General features: G+C 72.5%; 27 protein-coding genes and 1 tRNA gene. 11 read left to right on the plus strand and 17 right to left on the minus strand.

The features are described from left to right. The first annotated feature begins 28 nt into the window (after nt 1-28). From ACOJV9_RS06525 to ACOJV9_RS06535, 3 genes are read left to right on the plus strand one after another with little or no spacing between them, the layout of a single operon-like run. Complete coding sequence (locus tag ACOJV9_RS06525; RefSeq protein WP_420184382.1) at nt 29-817, plus strand: TetR family transcriptional regulator; 789 nt, start codon at nt 29-31, stop codon at nt 815-817. Then, nucleotides 805-2,736, plus strand: coding sequence for an acyl-CoA dehydrogenase family protein (locus ACOJV9_RS06530; protein WP_420184383.1), 1,932 nt, complete (start codon nt 805-807; stop codon nt 2,734-2,736). Before ACOJV9_RS06525 ends, ACOJV9_RS06530 begins: the two co-directional genes overlap by 13 nt. After that, a complete protein-coding gene (locus ACOJV9_RS06535) occupies nt 2,733-3,365 on the plus strand; it encodes a class I SAM-dependent methyltransferase (RefSeq protein WP_420184384.1) in 633 nt (210 codons plus the stop codon). The genes ACOJV9_RS06530 and ACOJV9_RS06535 overlap by 4 nt, the downstream gene beginning before the upstream one ends. Here the strand turns inward: ACOJV9_RS06535 and ACOJV9_RS06540 are convergent. The 4 genes from ACOJV9_RS06540 to ACOJV9_RS06555 all read right to left on the minus strand — a co-directional run bounded on the left by ACOJV9_RS06540 (nt 3,354) and on the right by ACOJV9_RS06555 (nt 7,993). Then, nucleotides 3,354-4,502 carry an NAD(P)/FAD-dependent oxidoreductase gene (locus ACOJV9_RS06540; protein WP_420184385.1) on the minus strand — a complete coding sequence of 383 codons (1,149 nt, stop codon included), beginning with the start codon at nt 4,500-4,502 and terminating at the stop codon, nt 3,354-3,356. The genes ACOJV9_RS06535 and ACOJV9_RS06540 overlap by 12 nt on opposite strands. A 100-nt stretch (nt 4,503-4,602) precedes the next feature. Next, nucleotides 4,603-5,886, minus strand: coding sequence for a class I SAM-dependent methyltransferase (locus tag ACOJV9_RS06545; RefSeq protein ID WP_420184386.1), 1,284 nt, complete (start codon nt 5,884-5,886; stop codon nt 4,603-4,605). Continuing rightward, a complete protein-coding gene (locus ACOJV9_RS06550) occupies nt 5,883-7,271 on the minus strand; it encodes an FAD-binding oxidoreductase (RefSeq protein WP_420184387.1) in 1,389 nt (462 codons plus the stop codon). Before ACOJV9_RS06550 ends, ACOJV9_RS06545 begins: the two co-directional genes overlap by 4 nt. A gap of 59 nt (nt 7,272-7,330) precedes the next feature. After that, nucleotides 7,331-7,993 carry a Type 1 glutamine amidotransferase-like domain-containing protein gene (locus tag ACOJV9_RS06555; RefSeq protein ID WP_420184388.1) on the minus strand — a complete coding sequence of 221 codons (663 nt, stop codon included), beginning with the start codon at nt 7,991-7,993 and terminating at the stop codon, nt 7,331-7,333. 157 nt (nt 7,994-8,150) lie between these two features. On the opposite strand from ACOJV9_RS06555, the gene ACOJV9_RS06560 reads away from it, so the two are divergent. After that, the gene (locus ACOJV9_RS06560) at nt 8,151-8,345 is read left to right on the plus strand and encodes a DUF6582 domain-containing protein (RefSeq protein ID WP_420184389.1); all 195 of its coding nucleotides are present in this window, start codon (nt 8,151-8,153) and stop codon (nt 8,343-8,345) included. A gap of 578 nt (nt 8,346-8,923) precedes the next feature. Here ACOJV9_RS06560 and ACOJV9_RS06565 read toward each other — a convergent pair. The 5 genes from ACOJV9_RS06565 to ACOJV9_RS06585 all read right to left on the minus strand — a co-directional run bounded on the left by ACOJV9_RS06565 (nt 8,924) and on the right by ACOJV9_RS06585 (nt 12,104). Further along, nucleotides 8,924-9,000: transfer RNA gene (locus ACOJV9_RS06565), tRNA-Val, on the minus strand. 85 nt (nt 9,001-9,085) lie between these two features. Beyond that, on the minus strand, nt 9,086-9,523 hold the full coding sequence (locus ACOJV9_RS06570) for a TIGR02611 family protein (RefSeq protein WP_420184390.1): 438 nt from the start codon (nt 9,521-9,523) through the stop codon (nt 9,086-9,088). After that, nucleotides 9,520-10,368 carry an aminotransferase class IV gene (locus tag ACOJV9_RS06575; RefSeq protein WP_420184391.1) on the minus strand — a complete coding sequence of 283 codons (849 nt, stop codon included), beginning with the start codon at nt 10,366-10,368 and terminating at the stop codon, nt 9,520-9,522. The genes ACOJV9_RS06570 and ACOJV9_RS06575 overlap by 4 nt, the downstream gene beginning before the upstream one ends. Nucleotides 10,369-10,421: 53 nt before the next feature. Further along, the gene (locus ACOJV9_RS06580; RefSeq protein WP_420184392.1) at nt 10,422-11,453 is read right to left on the minus strand and encodes a chorismate-binding protein; all 1,032 of its coding nucleotides are present in this window, start codon (nt 11,451-11,453) and stop codon (nt 10,422-10,424) included. Nucleotides 11,454-11,483: 30 nt separating this feature from the next. Further along, nucleotides 11,484-12,104 (minus strand): flavodoxin family protein, encoded by a 621-nt coding sequence (locus tag ACOJV9_RS06585; protein WP_420184393.1) that lies wholly within the window; start codon nt 12,102-12,104, stop codon nt 11,484-11,486. 77 nt (nt 12,105-12,181) lie between these two features. On the opposite strand from ACOJV9_RS06585, the gene ACOJV9_RS06590 reads away from it, so the two are divergent. From ACOJV9_RS06590 to ACOJV9_RS06615, 6 genes are all read left to right on the plus strand, one after another. Continuing rightward, entirely contained in the window at nt 12,182-13,216 is a 1,035-nt protein-coding gene (locus tag ACOJV9_RS06590) for a class I adenylate-forming enzyme family protein (RefSeq protein ID WP_420184394.1), read from the plus strand. Continuing rightward, on the plus strand, nt 13,213-14,352 hold the full coding sequence (locus tag ACOJV9_RS06595; RefSeq protein WP_420184395.1) for a thiolase family protein: 1,140 nt from the start codon (nt 13,213-13,215) through the stop codon (nt 14,350-14,352). The genes ACOJV9_RS06590 and ACOJV9_RS06595 overlap by 4 nt, the downstream gene beginning before the upstream one ends. Nucleotides 14,353-14,387: 35 nt before the next feature. Further along, nucleotides 14,388-14,876, plus strand: a complete 489-nt coding sequence (locus tag ACOJV9_RS06600; RefSeq protein WP_420184396.1) for a DUF6328 family protein — start codon at nt 14,388-14,390, stop codon at nt 14,874-14,876. Nucleotides 14,877-15,044: 168 nt separating this feature from the next. Beyond that, on the plus strand, nt 15,045-15,497 hold the full coding sequence (locus ACOJV9_RS06605; protein WP_420184397.1) for a pyridoxamine 5'-phosphate oxidase family protein: 453 nt from the start codon (nt 15,045-15,047) through the stop codon (nt 15,495-15,497). Further along, nucleotides 15,494-16,798: an acetyl-CoA hydrolase/transferase family protein gene (locus ACOJV9_RS06610; protein ID WP_420184398.1), complete on the plus strand. Its 1,305-nt coding sequence runs from the start codon at nt 15,494-15,496 to the stop codon at nt 16,796-16,798. Before ACOJV9_RS06605 ends, ACOJV9_RS06610 begins: the two co-directional genes overlap by 4 nt. Further along, the gene (locus ACOJV9_RS06615) at nt 16,798-17,367 is read left to right on the plus strand and encodes a CBS domain-containing protein (protein ID WP_420184472.1); all 570 of its coding nucleotides are present in this window, start codon (nt 16,798-16,800) and stop codon (nt 17,365-17,367) included. Before ACOJV9_RS06610 ends, ACOJV9_RS06615 begins: the two co-directional genes overlap by 1 nt. 125 nt (nt 17,368-17,492) lie before the next feature. On the opposite strand, the gene ACOJV9_RS06620 is transcribed toward ACOJV9_RS06615, so the two are convergent. The 6 genes from ACOJV9_RS06620 to ACOJV9_RS06645 all read right to left on the minus strand — a co-directional run bounded on the left by ACOJV9_RS06620 (nt 17,493) and on the right by ACOJV9_RS06645 (nt 23,205). Then, nucleotides 17,493-17,933 (minus strand): pyridoxamine 5'-phosphate oxidase family protein, encoded by a 441-nt coding sequence (locus tag ACOJV9_RS06620; protein ID WP_420184399.1) that lies wholly within the window; start codon nt 17,931-17,933, stop codon nt 17,493-17,495. Then, nucleotides 17,930-18,829 (minus strand): universal stress protein, encoded by a 900-nt coding sequence (locus ACOJV9_RS06625; RefSeq protein WP_420184400.1) that lies wholly within the window; start codon nt 18,827-18,829, stop codon nt 17,930-17,932. Before ACOJV9_RS06625 ends, ACOJV9_RS06620 begins: the two co-directional genes overlap by 4 nt. 78 nt (nt 18,830-18,907) lie before the next feature. Continuing rightward, entirely contained in the window at nt 18,908-19,552 is a 645-nt protein-coding gene (locus tag ACOJV9_RS06630; RefSeq protein WP_420184401.1) for a response regulator, read from the minus strand. Between the two features lie 42 nt (nt 19,553-19,594). Continuing rightward, nucleotides 19,595-20,548 (minus strand): universal stress protein, encoded by a 954-nt coding sequence (locus ACOJV9_RS06635; protein ID WP_420184402.1) that lies wholly within the window; start codon nt 20,546-20,548, stop codon nt 19,595-19,597. A gap of 40 nt (nt 20,549-20,588) precedes the next feature. Then, nucleotides 20,589-22,289 carry a GAF domain-containing sensor histidine kinase gene (locus ACOJV9_RS06640; protein ID WP_420184403.1) on the minus strand — a complete coding sequence of 567 codons (1,701 nt, stop codon included), beginning with the start codon at nt 22,287-22,289 and terminating at the stop codon, nt 20,589-20,591. An 85-nt stretch (nt 22,290-22,374) separates the two neighbouring features. Further along, nucleotides 22,375-23,205: a DUF1028 domain-containing protein gene (locus tag ACOJV9_RS06645; protein ID WP_420184404.1), complete on the minus strand. Its 831-nt coding sequence runs from the start codon at nt 23,203-23,205 to the stop codon at nt 22,375-22,377. Nucleotides 23,206-23,396: 191 nt separating this feature from the next. Between ACOJV9_RS06645 and ACOJV9_RS06650 the strand changes: the two genes are divergently transcribed. Then, the gene (locus tag ACOJV9_RS06650; RefSeq protein WP_420184405.1) at nt 23,397-23,519 is read left to right on the plus strand and encodes a hypothetical protein; all 123 of its coding nucleotides are present in this window, start codon (nt 23,397-23,399) and stop codon (nt 23,517-23,519) included. 203 nt (nt 23,520-23,722) lie between these two features. Here ACOJV9_RS06650 and ACOJV9_RS06655 read toward each other — a convergent pair whose 3' ends face one another. Together ACOJV9_RS06655 and ACOJV9_RS06660 are read right to left on the minus strand one after the other, a co-directional pair. Further along, nucleotides 23,723-24,361 (minus strand): hypothetical protein, encoded by a 639-nt coding sequence (locus ACOJV9_RS06655; RefSeq protein ID WP_420184406.1) that lies wholly within the window; start codon nt 24,359-24,361, stop codon nt 23,723-23,725. Then, a complete protein-coding gene (locus ACOJV9_RS06660) occupies nt 24,358-26,094 on the minus strand; it encodes a SulP family inorganic anion transporter (RefSeq protein ID WP_420184407.1) in 1,737 nt (578 codons plus the stop codon). Before ACOJV9_RS06660 ends, ACOJV9_RS06655 begins: the two co-directional genes overlap by 4 nt. Between the last annotated feature and the right edge of the window lie 9 nt (nt 26,095-26,103).

Genomic DNA, 26,103 nt, shown 5'->3' on the forward strand with positions numbered 1-26,103 from the left:
CCCGTTTCCGCCTGCTACGGTCCGACCTGTGACCAGCACCACGAGCCCCGGGTCCGACGGCGGCGGCCCGCCCGTCGGGGACGCGGCGGTCGACGGGCGCAGCAGCCGCTGGGACCAGCACCGCGCCCAGCGACGCACCGAGCTCGTCGAGGCCACCCTCAGAGCCATCCGCACGCGCGGGGCGGGTGTCGGCATCGACGACATCGCCACCTCGGCCGGGACCTCGAAGACGGTCTTCTACCGGCACTTCACCGACCGTGCCGGGCTCTACGGCGCCGTGGCGGAGCGGGTCAACGCGAGCATCCTGCGCGACATCAGCCGTGCCGTCGGTGACGTCCTCGCGCTCGCCGGCGCACCGGCGACACCGCCCGCGGCGCCGCGCGACGTGCTCGCCGCCGCGGTCGACGCCTACCTGTCGCTCGTCGAGACCGACCCGGAGGTCTACCGGTTCATCGTCGCCGCTCCCCTGGTGCCGCCGTCCGAGCGCACCGAGACCATCGACCTCGCCTCGACCGTGAGCCAGTCGATCGCCGTCCAGATCGGCGGCCTCATCGCCGTCGCGCTCGGCGCCGCCGGGCGCAGCACCGCGCCGGCCGCGACCTGGGGCCACGCGGTGGTCGGGATGGTCCGCGCCGCCGGCGACGACTGGCTGCGCGCCGGCGCCGACAGCTCGGGGACCTCGCGCGAGACCCTCAAGGAACACCTGACCGAGCTCATCTGGGGAGGGCTCTCCGCGGTCTTCCCGCTGCCCGATCCTGCCGGCGAGACCGCCACCACCACCACCGCCCGCTCGAAGGAGACACCGTGGACGACCTGACCCAGGACCTCACCCGCATCCTCGACGGACGGTGGGGGGAGGTGCGCCGGCGACTGCGCGAGCACCAGGCCCCGGAGCGCATCCAGCCGCCGCCGGAGAAGCTGTCGATCGAGGACCACCGCGCCTTCACCACCGCCCAGCTCCTGGCGCTGACCGGCGAGGACTTCGCCAGCGCCGGCCTGGCCAAGGGCATGGGCGGCAGTGCCGACTTCGGCGCCTCGGTGACCGCCTTCGAGATGCTCGGCCACGGCGACCTGTCCCTCCTCGTGAAGGCCGGCGTCCAGTTCGGGTTGTTCGGCGGGGCGATCGCCAACCTGGGCACGGAACGGCACCACACGGCATACCTGCCCGGCATGGTCGACGGCAGCCTCATGGGGTGCTTCGCCATGACGGAGACCGGTCACGGGTCCGACGTGCAGCACCTCGAGACCACCGCCACGCACGACCTCGACACCGACGAGCTCGTCGTGCACTCGCCGACGCCCGCCGCGCAGAAGAACTACATCGGCAACGCCGCCCGTGACGGTCGGATGGCGGCGGTGTTCGCCCAGCTCGTCACCGCCGACGGGAAGGGTCACGGCGTCCACTGCGTCCTCGTCCCGATCCGTGACGACACCGGCACCGCGATCCCCGGCGTGAGCATCGGTGACAACGGCGCGAAGGGTGGGCTGCCGGGCGTGGACAACGGGACGCTGTCCTTCGACCACGTGCGCGTGCCGCGCGAGAACCTGCTGGGACGCTACGGCGACATCACCGACGACGGCACCTACACCTCGCCCATCGACAACGCCTCGCGCCGCTTCTTCACCATGCTCGGCACCCTGGTGCGCGGTCGCATCTCGGTCGCCGGTGGCGCCGGCGCCGCGACCCGGTCCGCCCTGACGCTCGCCACGAGGTACGCACTGCACCGGCGGCAGTTCGCCGCGCCCGGCGGCGGTGAGGAGCTGACCCTGATGAGCTACCGCGCGCACCAGCGCAAGCTCCTCCCGGCGATCGCCAAGAGCTACGCGCTTCTGCTCGCCCAGAACGACCTCGTCGAGATGATGCACGAGGTCGCCGGTCACGAGGGTGGCGCACCCGAGGAGCACCAGCGCGAGCTGGAGGCCCGGGCGGCGGGGATCAAGGCGGTCGCCACCCGGCACGCCACCGACACGATCCAGGTCTGCCGCGAGGCCTGCGGCGGAGCGGGCTACATGGCGAGCAACCGCCTCACCGACCTCAAGGCCGACACCGACGTCTTCACCACCTTCGAGGGCGACAACACGGTCCTGCTCCAGCTCGTGGCCAAGGGGCTGCTCACCGAGTTCCAGGACACGTTCGAGGACAACTCGCCGCTGGCGATGATCGGCTTCGCCTCGCGGTTCACGGCCTCGTCCATCCTCGAGAAGACGCCGGCGGCGGGGCTCATCGCCCGGTTGATGGCGCGCACCCCGAGCACCGACGACGACGACGCGGAACGCCACCGGGGCCGTCAGCTCTCGCTCTTCCTCGACCGGGAGAAGCATCTCCTCGAGGGTGTCGCCCTGCGGCTCGCCAAGGCCGCCAAGGCGGGGCCGGCCGACGCGTTCCGCATCTTCAACAACGCGCAGGACCACATGCTCGCCGCGGCCGAGGCCCACATCGACCGGGTGCTCCTCGAGGCGATGTGCGCGGCGGTGGAGGCGTGCGAGAACGAGGCGGTGGCCGCGCTCCTCGACGACGTGACCGACCTGTTCGCGCTCTCGACGATCGAGCGCCACCGGGCGTGGTACCTCGAGCACGGCCGGCTCACGCCGACCGCGTCCAAGCGGGTCATCCGCAGCGTCGGCGTCCTCTGCAAGGACCTGGCACCACACGCCCGGCTGCTCGTCGACGCCTTCGCGATCCCGGACGCCTGGCTCGGTGCACCCGAGCTGCTCGGCTCGGGGGACGCGGCGTGAGCGAGCTGCCGCCCACCCGCTGGGCGCTCGGTGGCGAGGCGCACCTCGGCTACGGCCGACGCTTCGCCGACCTCGTCGCCCGGGGCGAGGACGTCGACGGGGAGGCGCGGCTCGCCGACGCCCTCGTGCCCCGTGGTGCTCGGGTGCTCGACGCGGGCGCCGGCATGGGCCGGGTGACGGCAGCGCTGCGCGCACGCGGGCACGGCGTCACCGGCATCGAGCCGGACCGGTCGCTCGTCGAGCAGGCGGAGCTCACCTACCCGGGCATCGGGCTGCTGCCTCTCGACATCCTCGAGGTCACCCCGGAGGCAGTCGGGGCTCGCGGGGGCCCGACGGAGTTCGACCTCGTCGTCGCGGTCGGCAACGTCTTCATCCTCCTCGCGGAGGGCACCGAGCGGCGGGCCCTGGCGAGGCTGCGAGGCGTCCTCGCGCCCGGTGGCCGGCTCCTCGTCGGCTTCCACCTCGTCGGCGGGCCGGCCGGGGGGCGCGCCTACCCACCGGAGGAGTTCGCGCTCGACGTCGAGGCCGCCGGTCTGCGCGTCGACCTGCGCGTCGGGGGTTACGACCTGCGACCGCCGGACGCGGAGTATGCCGTGTGGCTGCTCAGCGACCCGTCGTCACGTCCCTGACGTCGTGCCCGGCTCGGGCTGCTCGGGAGGCGGCTGGCCGACGCTCGCACGCATCTCGTCGGCGGCGTCCCAGTCGTTGGCCTGCATCGCCGCGACGACGACGTCGTCCCGGACCCACCACGCCCGGAACGCGCCGTTGAAGTCGCCGGTGGTCTGCACGCGGTCATAGCCGTCGGAGCCGAGGCTCCCCCAGTACTCCATGCCGAGGTCGTACTGGTCGGTGTAGAAGTACGGCAGCCGGGTGTACGGCTCGTCGGCCCCGAGGATCGTCGCCGCGGCCGCCTTGCCGTGCTGGATCGCGGTGTCCCAGTGCTCGACGCGCAGCCGGCGGCTGAGGACCGGATGAAGCTGGTTGGCGATGTCGCCCACGGCCAGGATGTCAGGATCCGAGCTGCGCAGCCGGGCGTCGACGAGGACGCCGTTGTCGACGTCGAGACCCGCGGCCTCGGCCAGGGCGGTGCGGGGGACGACACCCACACCGACGACGACGATGTCGGCCTCTGCGAGGTCCTCGGCGGTCACCGTCGTGCCGAGCCGCAGGTCGACGCCGTGAGAGCGGTGAAGGTCGGCGAAGCGCTCGGCCACCTCGGGTCCGAGGACCGCGACCAGCGGCAGCTCGGCGCTCTCGTGGACGGTGACCTGAGCCCCCGCCCGGCGTGCGGCCGCGGCGACCTCGAGACCGATCCACCCGGCCCCGACGATCACCACCCGCGCCCCGTCGGTCAGCGCCGCCTTGAGGCCGGCGGAGTCCTCCATCGTGCGGAGGTAGTGGACCGGGCGACCCGACTCGTTGGCCAGGGCGAACCGTCGCGGCTCGCACCCGGTGGCCAGGACGAGGGCGTCGTACGGGTGCTCGCCGCTGTCGGTGACGACGACCTTGCGCTCACGGTCGACCGACGTCGCCTCGGTGCCGGTGTGCACCTCGACGTCGTGCTCGGAGTACCAGTCGGCGCCGTGGACGATCGCGTCGGTCGTCTCCTTCTTCCCGAGGAGGACGTCCTTGCTCAGGGGCGGTCTCTCGTAGGGCAGGTGCGACTCCGCGCCGAGAAGGACGATCTCGCCGTCGTGCCCGCGCGTGCGCAGCTCCTCGACGACGTTCGCTCCGGCGAGACCTCCACCGACGACGACGACCTTCATGACATCTCCCGGGTCCGGTCCATGCGTCGAGACGCTACGCCGCGCGCGTCAGCGGCGACGGGCTGGCCTCTCGTGCCGGCCCGGCCTCGCGCGACGAGGCTCAGGGAGTCCACCACGGTCGCAGCGGCGTCCGTGGCCGCCGTGACCCGTCCAGCCGGGTCGCGAGGACCTGGTGCAGCTGGACGACGTTGCGCTCGAACCCCCGTCGGGACCCGGCGAGGTAGAGACCCCAGACCTTGGCCGTGCCCTCGCCGACCTCGGCGACGCAGGCGTCCCATTGCGACACGAGGTTGTCACCCCACCCCTCGAGCGTGAGCGCGTAGTGCTCCCGGAGGTTCTCTGCGTGCAGGACCTCGAACCCGTTGTCCTGCATCGCCGTGATGATCCGACCCGCTCCGGTGAGCTCACCATCGGGGAAGACGTAGCGGTCGATGAAGGCCCCGACCCTGCGTGGCCGGTTGTCGGGTCTGGTGATGCAGTGGTTGAGCACCAACCCGCCCTCCGTGACGTGCTGGAGCATCCACCGGAAGTAGGCCGGGTAGTTGCGCACCCCGATGTGCTCGGTGATGCCGATGGACGAGATGGCGTCGAAGCCCGACTCCGTGACGCTGCGGTAGTCGGCGTGACGCACGCTGGCCAGGCCACCGAGGCCCTCGCGCTCGATGGCGTCCCGGGCCCACCGAGCCTGTTCGGCCGACAGCGTCACTCCGACGGCACGCACGCCGCGCCGCGCGGCATACCGGACCATCCCTCCCCATCCGCAGCCGATGTCGAGGAGCCGGTCACCCGGTCGCAGACCGAGCTTGCCGAAGACGAGGCGGTACTTGTTCTCCTGGGCCTCGTCGAGGTCGGCGTCGCGGTCGGGATAGACGGCGCAGGTGTAGGTCATGCTCGGGCCGAGCACGTGCTCGTAGAAGCGGTTGGAGACGTCGTAGTGGTGCTGGATGGCCTCGCTGTCACGCCTCAGCGAGTGACGCACACCCTCGCTCACCCGCCGCCAGCGGGGCATCGCCTCCTGGGGCGGGGGTGGCGGTGGTGCGAGGTTCCGCGGGCCCAGCACCCTGGCGAGGTCGAGGACGAGACGGGGGTCCGGCCGACGGAAGTGCAGGCCCTCGAGGTCGACCAGGGCGTCGTAGGGGTTGCCGGGGTGGACGCCCTCGATCACGAGGTCGCCGGCCGTGTAGGCACGGGCCATGCCGAGGTCGCCCGGGGCGGTGACGAGGTACGCGACCGCGCGCTCGTTGGCGATGTGGACGGCGCGCGGTGCGCTGTCCGGTCCGGCCGACGAGCCGTCGTATGCCGTGATGCGCAGTGGGAGCGGTCCGTCCACCACCTCGTGGACGAGGTCGGCGATCGTCCTCGGGTCATGCACCGTGGTCGTCATGCGTGGCGCACCGCCTTGTCGTAGAGGTGGGGGAACCGTCCGTCCGGGTCGTGGGTGGACTTGAGTGCGGCATACGCGTCGCCGCCGTACAGGGCGTCGAACTCGTCCCGCGAGTAGGAGGAGTCGGAGTAGAGGGACTTGTGACCGCCGAGCTCGTGGACGCGGCGCTCGATCGCGCGGTTGGTGGCTCCCTGCTCCTCGCCCGGGCCGGGGCCCGGCACTGTCGACCAGAAGCCGACGTTGACGTAGGTCCGGTCGGGTTGCAGCGGGTAGAGGGTCCACGTCCGGCCGGTGCGAAGACGCAACGGGCACAGCCAGATCGGCTCGATCGGCACCTCGTCGAGGAACCAGCGCAGGAAGGATGCGGTGTGCTCGAGCGGGATCTCGACGTCCTGGACGACCCGCTCCCGAGGAGGGCGTCCGTGGCGCGCCTCCTGCCGGTCCGAGAAGCCGGTGCGGCGGTCGAGCGCGACGAGCCTGCCGTAGACGCTCGAGCGTCGCCACCGGCGTGGCCACAGTCGCCTCAGGTGGGGGTTCTGCACCCCGAAGGCACGCGAGCACCAGAACCAGTCGGTGTCCCAGCGCCAGAGGTAGCCGTGGGTGGTCAGCAGGTCACGCCTCGGGGTGTCGCCGTCGTGCTGGATCGAACGGTAGTAGATGTCCTGACCGGTGTAGTCGCTCGTCGGCCCGGCCTCGTCCGTTCTTCGCCCCAGGGTCAGGTACGCCTCGGTCGCCGTGAACACCACGCCGTCGAGGTAGTCGACCTCGTCGCCCTCGTGGCCGCCTGACCCCACAATGGCGTCGATCGCGGCGGCCACCGCGTCGAGGTCGTGGAAGCGGACGTGGCGCAGGGCGACGTGGGTGCCGACGGGTTCGAGCTCGATGCGCAACCGGGTCGCGTAGCCCAGAGAGCCGTAGGAGTTGGGGAACCCGTGGAAGAGGTCGGCGTGCTCGTTGTCCGCCGTGGCGGTGACGACGTCACCCGTCCCGGTGAGCACGTCCATCTCGAGCACCGACTCGTGCGGCAGCCCGTTCCGGAACGACGCGGACTCGATGCCCAGGCCCGTCACCGCGCCACCCAGGGTGATCGTCCTCAGCTGGGGCACGACGAGCGGCGCCAGGCCGTGCGGAAGGGTGGCCGCCACGAGGTCCTCGTAGGTGCACATGCCGTCGACATCGGCCGTGCGCGCCGCCGGGTCGACGCTCCGCACGCCGGTCAGGCCGGAGGTGTCGAGACCCGGGGTGGAGCGGCGCTCCCGGGCCCGGAAGAGGTTGGACGTCCGCTTCGCCAGACGGACCTGCTCCGTCGACGGGACGGCATCGAAGCTCGCCAGCAGGCGGCGTTCCCCGTCGGTGCGTGTGGTGGCCGAGACGGTCCGGTCCATGTCCTACGACGTTACTCGCGTCCGTCGGCGGGGGCGCCGGCCTCGGGGCCGGTGTGCGATCAGGGGTTCAGTCGACGCCACTCCCCCTCGGAGACGACCTCGACCGAGCCGTCGACGACCACGATGGCTGTCTGCTCGTCGATGGCGTAGGCCGGAATGCCGACGTCGGCCGCCCACCGCTCCGCGTCCGCCATGGTGTTCGTCGAAAAGGCGTTGAGGTGAGGGAAGATCGCGAAGTCGACGAGACCAAGGGTGCGGTCGTCCGGGGCGTCCTGCCACTCGACGAAGTACGTCCCGATCCGTGGCGTCAGCACCATGCTGCCGGCGCTGACCCCGACCCAGACCGTCTCCGGCAGGTCGGGCAGCAGGTCGGCAAGACCCGACTCGCGCATCCAGTGGCCGAGGTAGGTCGCGTCACCACCGTCGACGAGCAGCGCGTCCGCCTCGCGAACCCAGGGGACCCATCGCTCCCGGTCGACCGTGGGGAGCGCGGTGAGCTCGAGGACGCCCAGCGACTTCCACCCCAGTCCTGAGAAGTGTCGCCAGTCGGGTGCAGCGGCGAGAAAGCCCTGGACCGAGCTCGGACCGCACATCGGATGACCCCACTGCGCGGTGGGGACGCAGAGCGCCCGGCACTGAGAAATCGGTTTGCCGAGCAGCTGCTCCAACGACGTCCGGATGCTCGCGTTCGTGACGCCTCCTGACGTGAGCAACAGCTTCATCGTTCGGCCTGTCCTTCTTCCACTGGTTCGACGTGGCTCCTCGATGCCGACGCGCGCATGGTCATGCGAGCACGCGCACCGTGTGCCTGTCCACGCCGGTTGGCGATGCGTCGCGAGGGTAGTCCTGAGGGTGAGCCCTGAACGGAAGGAGAGCACCATGTCGAAGGACCTGAGTGACAGCGCCAACCGCAAGAAGCTGAAGAAGTCCTCGTTCGCCTTGCCCGAACAGGAGAAGTACCCGATCCCGGACATCGAGCACGCCCGCAACGCCCTGGCCCGGGTGGCCCAGCACGGTTCCGAGTCCAGAAGAAGAAGGTGCGGGCTGCGGTCGAGAAGAAGTACCCGAGCCTGAAGAAGGACGACTGACAAACGCCCGGGCAAGCGATGCCGGCCTCAAGCCCAGCGACGGTGCAACCTGGGCGTCAGCCTGGGAGCGGCGTGGTTTTGGTAGAACGGGCGCATGGGGCGCCTCATCACTGAAGACAACCTCGGTGCCTGGCTCATCAAGGCCGATCCGGATACCGACGACGACCTGCGGCGGACCGGGCTCGTCACGAAGCGGTGCGTTGCAAGCAGCTATCGCAGCCGGATGATGAAGCCGGGTGACCGAGCCGTCTTGTGGATCTCGGGCAACGGTCGACGGGTGACCCGTGGCATCTGGGGCGTGGGCTGGGTCATGGGACACGTCCAGGAGGGCCACGGCTCGTCACGCACGGGCGGCTCCAGTGAGATCGTCCTCGACATTCCCCTCTTCGAGGAGGGCGGGGAGCTGTCGTCGGCCGAGCTGGTGGCCGCAGGCATCACGGACCTCGAGGTCCAGGTGCAACCACAGATGTCCAACCCGTCGTGGCTCAGCAACGACCAGCTGCTCCGCATACAGACCCTGCTGGGACCGTGGCCCGACCACGTGGCACCGGAGGGGGCGGTCGATGGTGGACGTGAAGGGACTCGAACCCCTGACCTCTCGCGTGTGAGGCGAGCGCTCTAACCAGCTGAGCTACACGTCCGTGCCCGCTCGGGAGCGGGCGGACCGAGGATACCCGGACGGTCTCTCGGGAGCGAAATCCGGGTTCACGCGCGACCGGACCGCCCTCAGACCCGGGCGGTCGTCCGCATCCAGGTCTCGACCCCGTCGGGGAAGAAGCCGGGGATCCCCGAGAAGTGGAACGTCAGCCACAGGACGGTCGCGATGAAGGCGATGCCGACGACGCCGACGAGGGTCTTGACGGCGAGGTTCTGGCGCTTGACCCACTCCTCCCACCGTTTGAGGTGCTTCTTGACGAACTCCATCACCCTGTGGGCCCGCTCGAACTCCGTGGACCAGATCGCCAGTCCGCCGATGACGATGAGCCACCCGGGGCCGGGGAACGGGATGAGCAGCAGTCCACCGCAGACGACGACGAGCCCGACGACGAAGACGCCGATGCGGTAGACCCGCGCCGTCGCCGGGTTGGCCCGGATGCGGCGACGCCAGGCCCAGTCGTCGTCGTCCACCGCCACGGCCGAGTCCCGGTCGAGGTTCTGGCTCACGGGTCGATCCCGAGGTGGGCCTCGGCAGCGCGCCAGATCTCGACCATCCGGGCGCCGACCGGGCCGGGAGCCTCGAGCTGCCGTTCGTCGACGAGGTGGACGGGCTGCACGTCACGCGACGAGTTCGTGATGATGACCTCGTCCGCGGTGACCAGCACGTCGAACGGCATCGTCTCCTCGACCACCACGAGCCCCGCTTCGCGGCACCACTCGATGGCCAGCTCGCGGGTGATGCCGGCGAGGCACCCGCTGGCCAGCGGTGGCGTGCGCAGGACACCGTCGGTCACGACGAAGACGTTGGACGCGGTGCCCTCGCACAGCTCGCCGCGGGTGTTGGCGAGCAGGGCCTCCTCAGCACCGTGGGAGCGCGCGTGCGTGACGGCGATGACGTTCTCGGCGTAGGACGTGGTCTTGAGGCCGACGGTGGCCGCGCGCTCGTTGCGCACCCACGGCACGGTGACGACCGCCGCCGACGGCGCGTGCTCCGCCGACGGCGTCGCGGCGATGATGATCGTCGGGGGCGAGTCGTGCCGGTCGGAGCCCAGTGGCCCCGCACCAGCGGTGACGGTGATCCGGACGCGACCGAACCCGATCGGCTCCCCCGTCGCCAGGACCTCCTTCACCCCCTCCCGGACCCGTGCGTCGTCGACCGGCGGAAGGCCGAGTCCGGCCAGCGTGCGTCCGAGCCGGCGCAGGTGGCGCGTCATCGCGAACGCTTCGCCGTCCACCACCTTGCACGTCTCGAAGGCCCCGTCTCCCACCGTCACCCCGTGGTCCAGCGCCCTCACCGACGGCACGTCCGCCCCGACGAGCTGACCGTCCACCCACACCCGGATCGCGTTCATGGGGTCGAGCATCCCAGATGTCCCTGCACGGACCCATGAGGGCATCCCCTGACTCAGCCCCGGACGACGCCTCGGGCGAGGGCCAGCAGCCGGCTCGCCTTGAGCTCGGTCTCGCGGAGCTCCCCCTGCGCGTCGGACGACCACGTGATCGCCGCACCCGTGCCGAAGCGCAGCATCCGCCGCCCGTCCGGCTCCCGCGACGCCCAGAACGTCCGGATCCCGACCGCCAGCAGCGCCTCGTCCCGGTCGGCGTCGATCCACCCGATCGCCCCGCAGTACGGCCCGCGCGCCGCGGGCTCGAGGTCGGCGATGGCCTGCAGTGCCGTGTGCTTGGGAGCGCCCGACACCGACCCCGGGGGGAAGGACGCGTCGAGGAGGTCGCGCCAGCCCATGCCCTCGCGCAGCACCCCGGTGACGTCCGAGACGAGGTGCACCAGTCCCGGGTGCGGTTCGAGACGGCACAGGTGGTCGACACGCACGGTGCCCGGACGGCATACGTGCTGGAGGTCGTTGCGGACCAGGTCCACGATCATGACGTTCTCCGCGTAGTCCTTGGGCAGCAGCAGGTCAGCGCTCGCAGCGGTGCCCTTGATGGGGCTCGACGTCACGGTGTCCCCTTGCCGCACGAGGTAGACCTCGGGCGACGCGCACGCGATCTCGAGGCCGGCTTCCGGGATGTCGATGGTCGCGGCATAGGGTGCCGGGTTGCCCTGTGCGAGAACCGCACCGAGGTCGCCCACCGACAGGCCGTCGGGAACCTCCGTGCCGAGCACGCGGCAGAGGTTGACCTGGTAGACGCTGCCGCGCGCGATGCGTTCGCGGACCTCCTCCACACCTCCCACGTATGCCGGGTCAGCCAGGCTCGCGGTCCACTCCCCCACCGCTCCGGGCCAACTGGGGGCAGCGCGCAGCGGAGCCGCGTCCCGGTCCACCGACGACATGCGCACCGCGGTGAGGTCGCCCTCGAAGGTGAGGACGACGGCCCAGAAGCCGGAGTCGACGTCGTCGATGTCGTGGGTGACGGCCTGGGCGCCGCTCGCCTCGATGGCTCCCCCGTCCAGGGAGCTGAACCTTGCCCACGCCACGGGCCGATGGTAGGGCGCGGGCGGTCCGGCTCACGCCTCGGGATACGCCGCGCTGCGCAGGAGCCGGGCCAGGTGTGCCGCGTTGGCGGCCAGGGTGGTCGTCGTGCTCTCGGTCTTCTCCGGCGTCGACTCGAGGTCCTTGTAGTCGGTCGTGTGCATCGCCTCGCCGTTCCAGTACGTCACTCCGCCCGCCGGGATGGTGAAGCCGACGTCGTTGAGGGCCTGGAACAGGATCGCGCTGATGTGGTGGGCACCGTCCTCGTTGCCGACCACGACGGCGCAGCCGACCTTGCCGTAGGTCAGTGGCTGACCCTTGTCGTTCGTCTCGGAGAGCTCGGCGTCGAGGCGCTCCAGGACCCGCTGGCAGACGCTGGAGTGCTGGCCCATCCAGGTCGGCGTGGCGATGACGACGATGTCGGCGGCGAGGACCTTCTCGCGCAGGGCGGACCACTGGTCCCCGTCGCCCATGTCCTTCAGCACGCCGGGGCGCACGTCGTGGTCGACGACACGGACCAGCTCGCCGGTCACGTCGTGCTCGGCGAGGGCGTCGAGGAGCTGCTGGGCGAGGAGGTCGGTGCTCGACTCGGCCGGTGACGGCGTGAGGCTGCAGGTGAGGGCGAGGGCGGTCAGGGTCGTCGTGTCGGTGGCCATGTGTTCCTGTCTACCCCACGTCAGCGGCATCGTGGCAGGTCAGCGCGGTGCCGATGCGGGTGTGAGAGCGTGTGGCCGTGCGTGAGACCCCGGCTCGTGAGGCCCTCAGGTCGATGGGCCTGCTGCGCGAGGCGGACGGTCGCCAGTGGCTGGAGCTCCGGACCTCCGGGACGACGGACTCCCCACGGACCGTCGTGCGGTCGCTCGCCTCGTGGGAGGACAGCTTCGACCACGTCACCCGGCTCACCGGGATCACCGCCGGCGACCGGGTCCTCGTCCCGGCGCCCCCGGGTGGCTCGATGTTCGCGTTCGCCCTCGCGCACGCTGCACACCTGGGGGCCGACGTGGTGGCGCTGCCCCGCTGGAGCATGCGCGAGGCGGAGCTCGCCCTGGCCGAGTGCACCGTCGCCCACCTGACGCCGTCGATGCTCACCGCACTCCTCGAGAGGGATCTCGGTCGGCTCCGCACGGTGGTCTGCGCAGGGTCCGGGCTCCCTGCGGTGGACCGCGGCCGGGCCGAGGGGGCCGGGCTGGGGCTCGTCGACTACTACGGCGCAGCCGAGCTGAGCTTCGTCGCCGTCCGCACCGACGGGGTCCTGGCCCCGTTCCCGGAGGTGGAGGTCGACGTGCGCGACGGTGTCATCTGGGCACGGAGCCCCTGGCTGTGCGAGGGCTACGCCGACGGCCGGACCGGTCCGCTCGAGCGGGACGACGAGGGCTGGGCCACCGTCGGCGACCGCGGCCGCCTCGACGACGACGGCGGGCTCGTCGTCGTCGGTCGTGACGACAGCGTCACCACGGGTGGCGCCACGGTCGTCTGCGCCGACGTCGAGGCGCAGGTCCGGTCGTGCGCCGGCGTCACCGACGCGGTCGTCATCGGGACACCCCACCCCGACCTCGGCGAGCTGCTCGAGGTCGTCGTCGTGGCACCGGACCCGGTCGACCTCACCGTCGTGCGCGCGGACGTGGCCGCACGCCTCTCCCCCAGCCACCTGCCCCGCCGGTGGCACCACTGGCCGGAGCTGCCGCTCACGCCTGCCGGGAAGGTCGACCGGCGCGAGGTGCGGTGCCGGCTCGTCGAGGCACGCGCCGGGGCGGAGACGACACCGTGACCGACCCGAGGACACCGGTCCTCGTGGCGGCCCGCCGTACGCCCATCGGCACGGCGGGCCATGCGCTCAAGGACGTCACCGCCGTCGACCTCGCCCACCTCGTGCTGCGCGCGGTCGGCGGTGACGCCCTCGACGCGGACCCGTCCCACGTGGTCCTCGGCAACTGCATGGGGCCGGGAGGCAACGTCGCCCGGGTCGCCTCGCTCGCGGCCGGCTTCGACCTCTCCGTGCCTGCCATGACGGTGGACCTCCAGTGCGGCAGCGGGCTGGCCGCCGTCACCACCGCCTGCGCCCTCGTCCGCTCGGGGTCCGCCGACACGGTCGTCGCGGGCGGGGTGGAGAGCGCGAGCACCGCTCCCTGGCGCCTGTGGCCGCCCGTGGACGGCGGAGCGCCCCAGCGCTATGCGCGGGCCCCGTTCTCCCCCGTCGACATCGGTGACCCGGAGATGGGCGAGGCCGCCGACGAGGTCGCCCGCAGTCGAGGCATCACCCGCCCCCGCCAGGACGCGTATGCCGTCCGCTCCCACGCGCGAGCCGCCGCCGCTCGGGCGGCCGGCCGGTTCGACGACGAGCTCGTCCCCCTGCCCGGCCTCGACCACGACGAGCGGGTGCGCGACCGGCTCAGTGCCTCGACGCTCGCGCGTCTCCCGACAGCGTTCTCACCCGCCGGGACGGTCACCGCGGGCAACGCGTGCGGGATCAACGACGGTGGCGCCGCGGTCGCGGTCGTGACGGAGGCACGGCGGCGGGCGGACGGCATACCGGGTCTGGCCTGCCTCGACTGGGAGACGGTCGGCTGCGACCCGAACCTGCCGGGCCTCGGACCGGTTCCCGCCGTGCGGAACCTGCTGCGGCGCAACGGGATCACCCTCGACGACATCGGCGTCATCGAGGTCAACGAGGCGTTCGCCGCGCAGGTGCTCGCTTGCTGCGACGAGCTCGGCCTCGACGAGGAACGGGTGTGCGCCGACGGTGGCGCCCTCGCCCTCGGGCACCCGTGGGGAGCGTCCGGCGCTGTGCTGGCCGTGCGGCTGTTCACCCAGATGGTGAGGCGGGACGGGCCGGAGCTGGGGCTCGCCACCATCGCCGTCGGCGGGGGCCAAGGGGTCGCCCTGCTCGTCCGGAGGGTCGGATGAGCGTGGTCGCGGCCCTGCATGGGTACCTTCTCCCCATGGAGTCTGCGCCGAGCAACGGGGACCGCCACGAGACCGAGACCGAGGGCCTGGACCGCAACTGGAACGAGCTCCTCCAGGAGCTGAGGGTCACTCAGACGGGGGTGCAGATCCTCGCCGGCTTCCTGCTGACCCTCCCCTTCCAGCAGCGCTTCTCGGACCTCGACGACGCGCAGCGGACCGCCTACCTCGTGTCCCTCTCGTTCGCTGTCCTCGCCACGGCGCTGCTCGTCGCGCCGGTCAGTGCGCACCGTGTCCTCTTCCGTCGCGGGGCAAAGAGGCAGCTGGTGTCCTTCGCCGACAAGGCCGCGATGAGCGGGCTGGGCGCCCTCGCAGGAAGCATCGTGTCGGCGACGTTCCTCATCTTCGACGTCGTCCTCGGACGCACGCAGGGGATCACGGCGGCCGGCGTCGCCACGGTGCTGTTCGCCGTCAACTGGGTCGTGCTGCCCCTCGTGCTGCGGGCACGCCTGCCGCAGTCGGACTGAGCGCCCGCCCGGCCAGCCGCGCACGGGCCCTTGGTCCCTGTCGCCGAACCCGGACCGGCGACAGAGTGGCCGTGACAGACCCGACGGCACGAGCGCCCATCCGGACGTCCGACCGACACCGCCACCGCTGCCACCGCACCGGTGCAGCTGCGACCCAAGGGGAGCACGATGGACGACACGACAGAACCAGCCCCGCAGGAGCGGGATCCGGGAGCCATCCGGGAGACGAGCGTGCAGGAGTGCTGGGAGCTGTTGCGGCAGGCCGTTATCGGTCGTCTCGCTGTCGTCCACGACGGCGCTCCCGACATCTTCCCGGTCAACTTCGCCGTCGACCACGGCACGGTGGTGATCCGCACGGCCGGCGGCACCAAGCACGACGCCGCGCGGAGCAACCCTGTCGCCTTCGAGGTCGACGGCTACGACGTCGACACCGGCGAGGCATGGAGCGTCGTGGCCCGCGGGAAGGCCGTCGGGGTGCGTGACGTCGACGACTCGATCGCCATCCTCAACCTCCCTCTGGTCCCGTGGGCCAAGGGCCCCAAGCCCCACCTGCTGCGTCTCGCCCCGGTCACCCTGACCGGTCGCCGGTTCGCGGTCAGCGGGGGTGCGCGGCGCGCATGAGCCCCATCGCGAGCTCCTCCTCCGTCAGCGCTGCCCTGCGCCGCCTGGCACACGACCTCGACCGTCCGGTGCGGGTCGTCGTCGGCGGCAACGCTGCCGTGCCCTGGACCTTGGTGCGCCTGCTCGACGAGGCCGTCCCCGAGGTGGAGCTGTTCATGCTCAACGCCCCCCGCGGCATCCCGACCCGTGTCGGCGTGCGGCACGTCACCCCCTTCGTCGGCCCGGGGATGCGTGGGCAGGCCGACCTGTCCTACCTGCCGGCGCGGCTCTCGCACGTGCCGACGCTCATCGCCCGACGCTTCGTGCCGGACGTCGTCCTGGTCACCGTGTCGGCCCCCAACGGCGTCGGCGCGTTCTCCCTCGGCGCCGAGGTCAACATCCTCCCGGCCGCCATGGAGGTCTGCCGCGCGGGGGGCGGCCTCGTCCTCGCCGAGGCCCACGCCGAGGTGCCGTTCACCTACGGGGACGCCGAGCTCGGGGCCGACGACCTCGACGCCGTCCTGCTCGACGCACCGGCCCCTGACGGCTCCGGCCACCAGCCGCCCCCGGTGTCGGCTGACGTGGAGGCCATCGGCGACCACGTGTCGCGCCGGGTCTCGTCCGGCGCCACGCTGCAGCTCGGCATCGGTGCCATCCCTGACGCCGTCGTCCCCAGGCTCACCAACCGGAAGCGGCTCGGTGTCTGGAGCGAGATGGTCTCCGACGGGATTCTCCACCTCGACGACGCGGGAGCGCTCGACCGCGACCGCGAGGTCATCGCGTCGTTCGCGGTGGGTGGCCCGCGGCTCATGGGCTGGCTGCACGAGAACCGCCGCGTCCGCATGCTGCGCACCGAGGTGGTCAACGACCCCGGACGCATCGCCGCCAACCCGCTGATGACGAGCATCAACACCGCGCTCAGCGTCGACCTGTTCGACCAGGCGAACGGCAGCCACGTCGGGTCGCGGCTGCACTCGGGCTTCGGTGGCCAGTGCGACTTCGTCGTCGGAGCCATGGACTCCCCCGGCGGGCAGGCCATCCTGGCCGTCCGCTCCTGGCACCCCCGGGCGAACGTCTCGGCCATCGTCGGGCTGCTCGAGGGGCCGGTCACGTCGTTCCAGCACTCGGCGGTCGTCACCGAGCAGGGCGTCGCTGACATCATGGGGTGGGACGCCCAGGCCCAGGCACGACACCTCATCGAGCACGCCGCCCATCCGTCGGTCCGTGCCGAGCTCTGGGAGGAAGCCCGTGAGCTCGGGCTCGGTGGGGCGCAGTCCCCTCAAAGAGGAAAGGCCGGTATCCCATGCTTGTCAGCGACGTGATGACCTCCCCCGCCCTGAGCGTTCCGCTGGGCGCCCCCATCGAGGTGGCGATCGCCATCCTCGGGCGCTCGAGCATCAGCTCCCTGCCGGTCGTCGACGAGGTCGGTGCCGTCGTCGGCATCCTGTCGGAGGGCGACGTCCTGCGCGACCAGCTCCCGCAGGACCCGCGAGCCCACCTGCGGGCCCCGCTCCCGACCCTGGCCCGCGACCGGACGGTCAACGACGTCATGACGGCCGACCCCAGGTGCGTGACCCCCACGACGGACAGCTCCGAGGTGGCCCAGCTGCTGGCCCGCCGGGGGTGGAAGAGCCTGCCGGTCGTCGACGACGAGCAGCACCTCGTCGGCGTGGTCAGCCGCAGCGACATCCTGCGCGTCATGGCCGTTCCCGACGCCGAGCTCGTGCAGGCGATCGACCGCGCCCTCATCGAGGCCGGCATCCCCTCGGTGAGCGTGCAGGTGTCCGGCGGACACGTGAGCGTCAGCCCCGACGTGCCCGAGCTCGGCCCGGCCGCCCTCGCCGTGGCCGCCACCGTTCCCGGCATCCGCAGCGTGCAGCTCGCTCCCTGACGGCCCGGCGACCGCCGCCCCACCGGCCCACCTCACCAACGTCGGCGCCCCCGGGCTGACAGCCGACGGCGCCCCCAGCGCACCGTCTGCTGGTGCGGTGGGGGCGCCGATCGCACGGCTCCACCTCAGTGCGGAAGGAGCTCCCTCCCCGAGATCTGGTCGGGCCGGATGCGGACCCACACCGAGTCGCTCGGGTCGCCGCCCGGCCACGGCGCGTCGTCGAGCCCGGCCAGCTCCTCGGCGAGCTGCTCGTCGTCCACGAGGGATGCGGTGCCGGAGACCGACACACTCCACCCGGTGACCGTCGCCCGGTCGTAGTCGTCGATCTCGAACCCCACGGCACTGTGGTCGGCCGCCGCCTCGATCTTCGAGCCGCCGCTGGTCCGGAAGTAGAGCTCCATCCCGTGCACCAGGTGGTGCACGGGCAGCACGGTCACCTCGCCGGCGAGGACGAACCCCAGGCGCCCCAGGCCGGCACGCGAGAGGCGCTCCATGCACTCCTCGGTGCTCATTACCCGCAGACCGCTGTGGTCGACGGGGACGTCGGCGGCGTCGGAGGCGCTCATGACGTCCCTCCCGACACGGCGTGGACGACGGCGAGCGGGCAGGGACGCTCACGGTGGAGCAGTCCCTGGCTCACGGACCCGAGCAGCAGCCCGACGAAGCCGCCGTGACCACGGCTGCCGACGACGATGAGCTGCGCCTTGTCGGCCTCCGCCTCGGCGAGCACCGCCTCGACGGGCAGGGACCGCCGGAGCCGGGGGTGGACCTGGACGTCGGAGAACTTCGCGCACCAGCCGGCCAGGGCGACGTCCAGGCGCCCGCGGTGGTGCTCCTCCAGCTCGGCGACCCGCTCCTCGCTCAGCCACGGGGCGTCGAAGGTCTGGGGCACGTCGACCCACCAGGAGTGGATGGCGACGACCGGGACGCCGAGGGCGTCAGCCCTCTCGAAGGCGAACCCGACCGCGGGGTCGTTGGCCGACGAGCCGTCCACGGCCACGACGATCGGGCCGTCGGCGGGGACGTCGAAGGCCCGGTCCACGACGACCACGGGGCAGGAGGCATGGGCCGCGACCTGTGACGACGTGGACCCGGAGAACGCCTCCCCCAGCGCGGACTGCCGTCGGCGACCGACCACCACGAGCTCGGCCTCGCGCGACGCGTCGACGAGGAACCCGGCGGGGGTCCCGGCCACGGACTCGACGACGACCGCGCGGTCCGGGCCGAGTGCGGCCGCCCGCTCACGGGCCTGCTCCACGAGCTCGCTGTCGAAGTCCTCGGGCCAGGGCGTCGTCAGCCCGTAACCGGCCGCGACCGGGTAGAGCATGCCGCGGGCGACGAGCACGTGCAGCGGCACACCGCGCCGCTGGGCCTCGTGCGCTGCCCACGCGAAGGCGGCGTCTGCGGAGTCCGAACCGTCGAACCCGACGACGATGGGACGGGCGGCTGCGGTGGTGCTCATGGGTCCTCCTGTGCTGCGAAGGGGCTGGTCCTTCGAGCGTGGCGCGGCCGGCGCGGCCGTCCTAGGGCCCTTGGTCCCTCAGTGCGGCGACTCGCCGCGGCGCTCCTTGCCGGCCATGTAGACCGCGGCCTGCGTCCGCCGCTCCATGCCCAGCTTGGCGAGCACCGAGGTCACGTAGTTCTTGACCGTCTTCTCGGCGAGCCCCAGCACCTCGCCGATCTGGCGGTTGGTGAGGCCCTCGGCGATGTGCTCGAGGATCCGGCGCTCCTGGGGCGAGAGCCCCTTGAGCCGCGGGTCCTCGACGTCGTGGCCCCACTGGGCCCGCAACCGCGACACCACGCTGTCGTCGAGCAGGCTCTCGCCTGCCGCGACCTGCCGGATGCTGTCCACGAGGCGGCTGCCCCGGATGTCCTTGAGGAGGTAGCCGGCGGCCCCGGCGAGCACCGCAGAGCGCAGCGCCTCGTCGTCGTCGAAGGACGTGAGGACGATGCCGGCGACGGAGGGGTCGACCGACCGCACGTCGCGGCACACGTCGATGCCCGACCCGTCCGGCAGCCGGGCGTCGAGGATCATGACGTGCGGACGCAGGGCCGGGATGCGGCGGGTGGCCTCCTGGGCACTCCCGGACTCCCCCACCACCTCGAGGTCGTCCTCGACCTCGAGCAGCTCTCGCAGGCCGCGGCGAACCACCTCGTGGTCGTCGAGCAGGAAGACACGGATCATCGACAGGCTCCTTCGTTGGTGCCGCAAGCCTAGGCCGAAGCGTCAGATTCCGCCGTCACGCACCACGGCGACGGGCAGGTCGGCCTGGCGCAGCAGGGACCGGCTCACCGACCCGAGCTCGAGACCGGCGAAGCCCCCCTGGCCGCGCGACCCGACGACGAGCAGACCGGCGTCGCGCGCCTCGTCGAGCAGCACCTCCTGGGCGAGCCCCTGCGGCGCGCGGGTCACCACCTCGACCTCGGGGTGCCACTCCTCCACGAGCGCGACCGCCTCCTGCACACTCGCCGCGGCCCTGCCGGAGGCCCCGTCGGACAGCCGCGCGGCCGCGGCACCCGAGTCCGGCCACAGGTCGGCCATCCACGGCTCCTGGCGAGGCCCGGACCACGCGGAGACGACGACGAGCCGTGCCCCGGCCGCGGAGGCCGCCTCGGCGGCGAACTGCAGCGCCCGGGCCGAGGGCCGCGACGAGTCGACGCCGACGACCACGGGCCGGCCCGGACCGATCTCCGCCGCGTCGGAGCCCTGGACGACGGTGACCGGGCACCGCGCGTGCATGCCGAGGGCGAAGGAGACCGAGCCCAGGCTCGTGTCGGCCCTCGCCTTCTCCGACCGGCGGCCCACCACGACGAGCTCGGCCGACTGCGACATGGCGACGAGCTCGGCGGCAGGACTCCCCACGGCGCCCAGCTCCCGCACCTCGAGGCGCGGGTGGCCCCGTCGCGCCCGCGCGGCCCCGCGACGTGCGATCCGCTCCGCAGCCCGCCGGAGCAGCTCGGGCGCGGGCGTCTTCGAGGAGGCCCACGTCAGTGAGAGCGGCGGGCTCACGGCATACACGACCACCAGGGCAGCGCCACGCGTGCTCGCCCAGTCCGCCGCCCATCGCAGGGCGGTCTCGGCCTCGGGGGACTCGTCGTATCCCACCACCACGGGTCCGTGCATCGGACGCCGGACGGGGTGGCGCAACGTCGTGCCCTCGTCGGGGCGCTGAATGGTCATGGTCAGAGCCTTGTCCGGGTGGGCAGGACCCACTAGGGAACTAGGTCCCGAGTGGCCCCCGGTCCTCCAACGGGACGCTCCACGACAGCACGGTCCCCGTGGGAACGCCCGGCTCGAGACCGAAGGAGCCTCCACGCCGCTCGGCGCGGCGGGCGAGATTGGCCAGCCCGGAGCGGACCGCCTGGGCCGGCACCCCGCGTCCGTCGTCGACGACGAGGACGCGCACGTCGTCCCCGACCTCGACGGACACCTGGACCGAGGACGCCGAGGCGTGGCGGGCGACGTTGCTGAGGGCCTCACGGACGACGGCCAGGAGCTCGGCCGAGACCGCCTCGGGGATGTCGGCCGTGCGCCCGGAGAGGCGGAGCTCCGGTGCGAAGCCGAGCGTCACGGCGGCGTCACCACAGACGGTCGCGATCTCGGCGCTGAGGGGCCGGGCACCCGGGACCCGGTGGAGGGCGAAGATCGCGTGCCGGATGTCCTTGATCGCCGCATCGAGCTCGTCGACCGCCGTGTCGAGCTTGGCGCGCACGTGGGGGTCACTGAGCGGCGCCGCCGACTGGAGGGACATCCCGGTGGCGAAGAGGCGCTGGATGACGTTGTCGTGCATGTCGCGGGCGATGCGCTCGCGGTCCTCGAAGAGGTCAGACCGCGCACGTTCGGTGCGGGCGCTCGCCGCGCCCAGCGACACCGCGAGCCCGCTGCCGAAGTCGGTCAGCATCGGGAGGTGCGGGGACTGCTCACCCTCGGCCCACTCGACGACGAGGATGCCGATGCGGGTGGTTCCCAGGGCCAGCGGCACGAGGGCCCGGGTGCCCCGTTCGCCGTGCGGAACGAGCTGCGCCGGCTCGAGGAGCGCCGCGCGGACCTCGGCGTCGCGCACGCCGGCGCCCACCTCCGGCGACTCCTCGAGGGTCGATCGACCGGCCAGCGCGGTCAGCACCAGGTCGGACTCGCGGCTGAGCGCCACCACGCACGACGCCGCGTAGGTGAGGTCGCGCACCTGGGTGGCGACGCCGGCGAGGACCTCGGCCTGGTCCTGCCCGGCGAGCAGGTCCTGGGTGGCGTTGCCGATGACCTCGGCCCACTGCTGCTGGACCCGCACCCTGTCGTAGAGACGCGCGTTCTCGATCGCCACACCGGCCGCGGCCGCGAGGGCACCGAGGATCGCCTCGTCGTCCTCGCTGAACTCCGGGGCGGTCCGCTTGTCGGTGAGGTAGAGGTTGCCGAAGACCTGGTCGCGGATCCGGACGGGAGCACCGAGGAAGCTCGTCATCGGCGGGTGGTTCGGCGGGAAGCCGTAGGAGTCAGGGTGCTCGCTGATGACCCGGACCCGTTGCGGCACCGGGCTCTCGATGACCAGACCGAGGAGCCCATGGCCGTGCGGCAGGGGTCCGATGGCCTCCCGCTGCTCCGGCGTCAGTCCATGGGTGACGAACTCCACGAGCTCCTCGCCGCTCGGCCCGAGGACCCCTAGTGCGCCGTAGGTCGCGTCGACCAGCTCGCAGGCCACGAGGACGATGCGCTGGAGGACCTCACCGAGCTCGAGGTTGGAGCTGACCGCGAGGACGGCGTCGAGCAGAGAGCTCAGGCGCTCCTGCGACTCACGGGCCGAGCTGGCCCGGCCTCGCAGCTCCTCGACGAGGTCGTCGAGGTCGAGGGACGAGAGGGGCCACCGCGCACCCTCGGGTGAGGTGGGCGTCGCGAGGGGCGCAGGACTCTGCGACGGGTCAGCTGACACGACCCGATCGTATGCCGCACGGTTCCCCTCGTGGTCCAGCTCGGCGCTCGCCGCGAGTCGCCACCGTCGTCGCGACGAGGTGGGCTCAGCCGGACCGCCACTCCGGCGTGGCGGCCCGCAGCCGGTCCACGACGGTGCGGGCCGTCCAGTCCGGGCCGCCGTACCCCTCGAGGTTGTGCTGGCCCATCCACTCCATGAGCCCCGGCAGACCCAGCGAGCGGGCCCGCGAGTCGAGCTCGGCCATGAGCTCGGGGGTGTCGGGGACGCGCTCGTCCAGTGGCACGTCGGGGAAGTAGGTGCCGTGGATGGCGAGGAGCTTCTCCAGCTCGGTCACCGGGTCGTCGTGGTGGTCCACCCGCAGGTCCACCTGCACGTCGTCGAACCCGCCGATGCCGCCGCCCTCCGTGACGACGAGCAGCGCCGCCGACTCCCGGCCGCGCCGGTCCCCGCCGGCCTCGTCACCGGCGCGCAGCGCGGCGAGGAGCCGCTCGGCCAAGGGCGCGGCGGGATCCCCCTCGTCCCACGAGGCGCGCATCGCGGCGACCACCTCGGGACCGGTGAGGATGTTGCCCTGGATGGCGACCCCCTCCCCCGTCTCACCGCCGGCCCAGTCGAGGCAGGCGGCCCCGGTGTAGGTCGCGGCCAGGCCGTCCAGGTCGACGATGCCCACCTGGCGCTGGTCCCGGCCCTCGTCGTCGTCGATGAGGCGTTGGAGCGCCACCGACGCGGTGGCGCCCTCGTCAAGGAGCGCGAGCGCCTGGGCCTTGTAGGACACGTTGGCCAGGGCCTGCGTGGCGATGGCGCCGATGCCGGCGACGGCGGCGGGCACGGCACTGCCTGCGGCGAGGAACTTGGAGGCGACCGCCACGCCCCACGACGTCCCGTCCGCCGAGCGGGCCACGATCGAGAACGTCATGGTCGCAGTATGCCGTCCGCCCCCGTCGGCGTGCCGCCGCGGCGCCGATCCCGGTGCCGCAGCGGGACCTCGGACCCTGTCGACGGTGACGGCTGAGCCGTGGAATGGGTGTGGGCGGCGACGCGGCCGCCCCGTGCACCGAGAGGAACGACCATGAAGGCACTCGTCTACCACGGCCCCGGCCAGAAGGCGTGGGAGTAGGTGCCCGACCCGACGCCGACGGCGGACACCACGAGTCCTTCGCCGAGAGGGGGCTGTTCGCGTTCGTCCGGACCGGGTGGTCGGAGATCGTCATGGCCGACCCCCGGCTGTGAATCTTCCTTTTCGCCGGCGGCGAGGCCACCCTGGGCGTCCTGCTGCTGCTGGGCGGGCGCCCGGCCCGGGCCGGCTGGGTGGCCGTGCTGGCCTTCCACGCCCTCCTGCTGCTCTTCGGCTGGGGGGTCTGGGCGTATGCCGTCCCGGCCGTCATCGTGCTCGTCTGGCTGCTGCGCCACGACTGGCCCCGCCTCTGAGGGGGTCAGCGCAGCGGGTGGGCGGTGTGCGCCGGCGCGGGGGCCCGGTTTACCAGCCGCTGGGCCGCACGTCCGGTGATGAGGGCCACCATGGTGGCCATGCACAGCGCTGCCCCGAGACCGATGAGCACGGACAGGACGACGGGCTGACCCGGTCGCCACAGGGGGGTCGCGACAAGCAGGAACACCGCGAGGGCGACGAGCCAGGCCGCGGCCGTCGTGAGCACCCACGTCCAGCTGCGGCTGACGTGCCGCCGCAGCTCGAGGAACTGTGCCGTCCCGATCGAGCCCAGGAGGACCACGCCGCCGACGAGAGCGGCCGCGGCGAGCAGAGCCAGCGGGACGTCGGAGCCGGCCGCGCCCAGGGACGACGGCAGCATGCCCACCACGTAGGCGAGCGCCGCCGCCCCCGCGGTGAGTCCAGCGAACCTCCGGGCGTCCAGGCCGGGGATCGCCGACGAGAGGACGTGCCCCTGCGCAGCCCCGAGCAGGAGGCCCTCGACGGCTCCGGCGGCGACGAGGGAGGGCAGCGCGAGCCGCGCAGGCCAGCCCGCCGTCAGCACCCCGACGACGGCGGGCGCGACGAAACCCGCCATCTCCCCGGCCACCGTCCACCGGACCCAGCGACGCGTGAACGGCGTCATCGTGCGCCCTCCATACCGCTGGGCGGGGCAGGGTGGAGGGCCGACCACGCGGCATACCCGTCGACGGCGAACGGCAGGGTCATGAAGACCCGCTCCTCCCCCACCCGGGCCAGGAACCCGGTGCGCTCCAGCTCCTCGCGCAGGTCCTGCTTGACCCTGCTGAGCGCCAGCAGCACGCCGCGTCGCTCGAGCTGGGCCCGCAGCGTCTCCAACGCATCCGCCGCCGTGATGTCCACCGTCACGTTCGCCTCCATGTTGAGCAGCAGCCACCGAGCGGGAGTGGGAGCGGCGTCCACCGCGGCCAGCGCCCGCGTGAGGAAGTCGTCGGCGTTCGCGAAGAAGAGCGGTGAGTCGTAGCGGTAGACGACCAGACCGGGAACCGTTGTCGCCGTGGGGTAGTCGTCCACGTCGTGCATGCCGGCCACCCCCGGGACGTGGCCGAGGATCCCGTCGTGCGGGCGGGTCACCCGGTGGAGCAGGTCGAGCAGTGACAGCACGATGGCGACGAGGACACCGGGCAGGATGCCGACGACGAGCACCGCGAGCGTGGTGCCCACCGCGAGTGCCCCCTCCGTCGTCCGGAACGCGAAGATGCGGCGGAAGAGGGCCACGTCGACCAGCCGGATGCCGGCATGGACCACGAGCGCGCCCAGCGCCGCCAGGGGGAAGGCCGCCAGCACGGGGTTGAGGACGAGGACGGCGAGCACGACGGTGGCCAGCGCCACGAGCGCGTTCACCTGGCTGCGTCCCCCTGCCGCGTCGACGATGGCCGTCCGGCTCCCGCTGCTGCTGACGGGGAATCCCTGGGTGGCCGACACGGCGAGGTTGGCGGCGCCGAGCGCGAGCAGCTCCTGCGAGGCGTCGGGGGTCGACTCGCGGCGTTCGCCGAACGCCCGGCCCGTGAGCACGTTGTCGGTGTAGGCGACGACCGCGATCCCCAGCGCCGCCGGGAGGAGCGTGCGCAGGTCCTGGAGCGTGAGGTCCGGGAGCCGGAGCGACGGCACGGTCCGGGGCACCGCCCCGACGACCTCGATCCCCCGGGACTGGAGGTCGAGCACCGTCACGGCCGCCGCCGACAGCACGACGGCCAGGAGCGGGCCGGGAAGCCGTGGCCACACCCGGTGCGCCAGGACGAGCAGCGTGAGCACCACGAGGGCCAGCAGGGCGGTGGGCACATGGACCTCCCCCAGCTGCCGCAGGACGGAGCCGACCTCGGCCACCGCGGTGTCGCCGGACACCTCCAGTCCGGTGAGGGTGTCGAGCTGGCTCACGACCATGAGCGCCGCCACGCCGGCCATGTATCCGGCGAGCACCGGCCGCGAGAGCAGCTCCGCCACGAAGGCCAGGCGCAGTGCCCAGGCCGCCAGGCAGATTCCCCCCACGAGAGCGGCGAGCGCGGCCGCCAGTGCCGCGTAGCGACCCGGGTCACCGGCGGCCAGGCCACCGAGCGCGACAGCGGTCATGAGCGCCGTGGTCGACTCGGGTCCGACGGAGAGCTGCGTCGACGAACCGAGGAGTCCGTACACGACCATCGAGACGCAGGCGGCCCAGAGCCCTGCGGCGGCCGGCAGACCGGCCACGCCGGCATACGCCATGACCTGCGGGACGAGGTATGCCGCCACGGTCACGCCCGCGAGCACGTCACCGCGCAGCCACGTGCGGTCGTACGACCGGAGCGCGGCCACACCGGGCAGCACCGGCGGTCGACCGCGCGTGGTCCTGCGCCTGGTCACGTCCGTCCT

Source organism: Knoellia terrae (assembly GCF_048606435.1).
Classification (GTDB): domain Bacteria; phylum Actinomycetota; class Actinomycetes; order Actinomycetales; family Dermatophilaceae; genus Knoellia; species Knoellia terrae.

Coding starts and splice junctions, on each gene's coding strand:
- ACOJV9_RS06545 (WP_420184386.1), bottom strand. CDS start 5,886: ATGACGACCACGGTGCATGACCCGAGGACGATCGCCGACCTCGTCCAC.
- ACOJV9_RS06540 (WP_420184385.1), bottom strand. CDS start 4,502: ATGAAGGTCGTCGTCGTCGGTGGAGGTCTCGCCGGAGCGAACGTCGTC.
- ACOJV9_RS06560 (WP_420184389.1), top strand. CDS start 8,151: ATGTCGAAGGACCTGAGTGACAGCGCCAACCGCAAGAAGCTGAAGAAG.
- ACOJV9_RS06620 (WP_420184399.1), bottom strand. CDS start 17,933: ATGAGCGCCTCCGACGCCGCCGACGTCCCCGTCGACCACAGCGGTCTG.
- ACOJV9_RS06585 (WP_420184393.1), bottom strand. CDS start 12,104: ATGGCCACCGACACGACGACCCTGACCGCCCTCGCCCTCACCTGCAGC.
- ACOJV9_RS06625 (WP_420184400.1), bottom strand. CDS start 18,829: ATGAGCACCACCGCAGCCGCCCGTCCCATCGTCGTCGGGTTCGACGGT.
- ACOJV9_RS06605 (WP_420184397.1), top strand. CDS start 15,045: ATGGACGACACGACAGAACCAGCCCCGCAGGAGCGGGATCCGGGAGCC.
- ACOJV9_RS06600 (WP_420184396.1), top strand. CDS start 14,388: ATGGAGTCTGCGCCGAGCAACGGGGACCGCCACGAGACCGAGACCGAG.
- ACOJV9_RS06630 (WP_420184401.1), bottom strand. CDS start 19,552: ATGATCCGTGTCTTCCTGCTCGACGACCACGAGGTGGTTCGCCGCGGC.
- ACOJV9_RS06575 (WP_420184391.1), bottom strand. CDS start 10,368: ATGAACGCGATCCGGGTGTGGGTGGACGGTCAGCTCGTCGGGGCGGAC.
- ACOJV9_RS06610 (WP_420184398.1), top strand. CDS start 15,494: ATGAGCCCCATCGCGAGCTCCTCCTCCGTCAGCGCTGCCCTGCGCCGC.
- ACOJV9_RS06555 (WP_420184388.1), bottom strand. CDS start 7,993: ATGAAGCTGTTGCTCACGTCAGGAGGCGTCACGAACGCGAGCATCCGG.
- ACOJV9_RS06645 (WP_420184404.1), bottom strand. CDS start 23,205: ATGACGTTCTCGATCGTGGCCCGCTCGGCGGACGGGACGTCGTGGGGC.
- ACOJV9_RS06635 (WP_420184402.1), bottom strand. CDS start 20,548: ATGACCATTCAGCGCCCCGACGAGGGCACGACGTTGCGCCACCCCGTC.
- ACOJV9_RS06615 (WP_420184472.1), top strand. CDS start 16,798: ATGACCTCCCCCGCCCTGAGCGTTCCGCTGGGCGCCCCCATCGAGGTG.
- ACOJV9_RS06550 (WP_420184387.1), bottom strand. CDS start 7,271: ATGGACCGGACCGTCTCGGCCACCACACGCACCGACGGGGAACGCCGC.
- ACOJV9_RS06655 (WP_420184406.1), bottom strand. CDS start 24,361: ATGACGCCGTTCACGCGTCGCTGGGTCCGGTGGACGGTGGCCGGGGAG.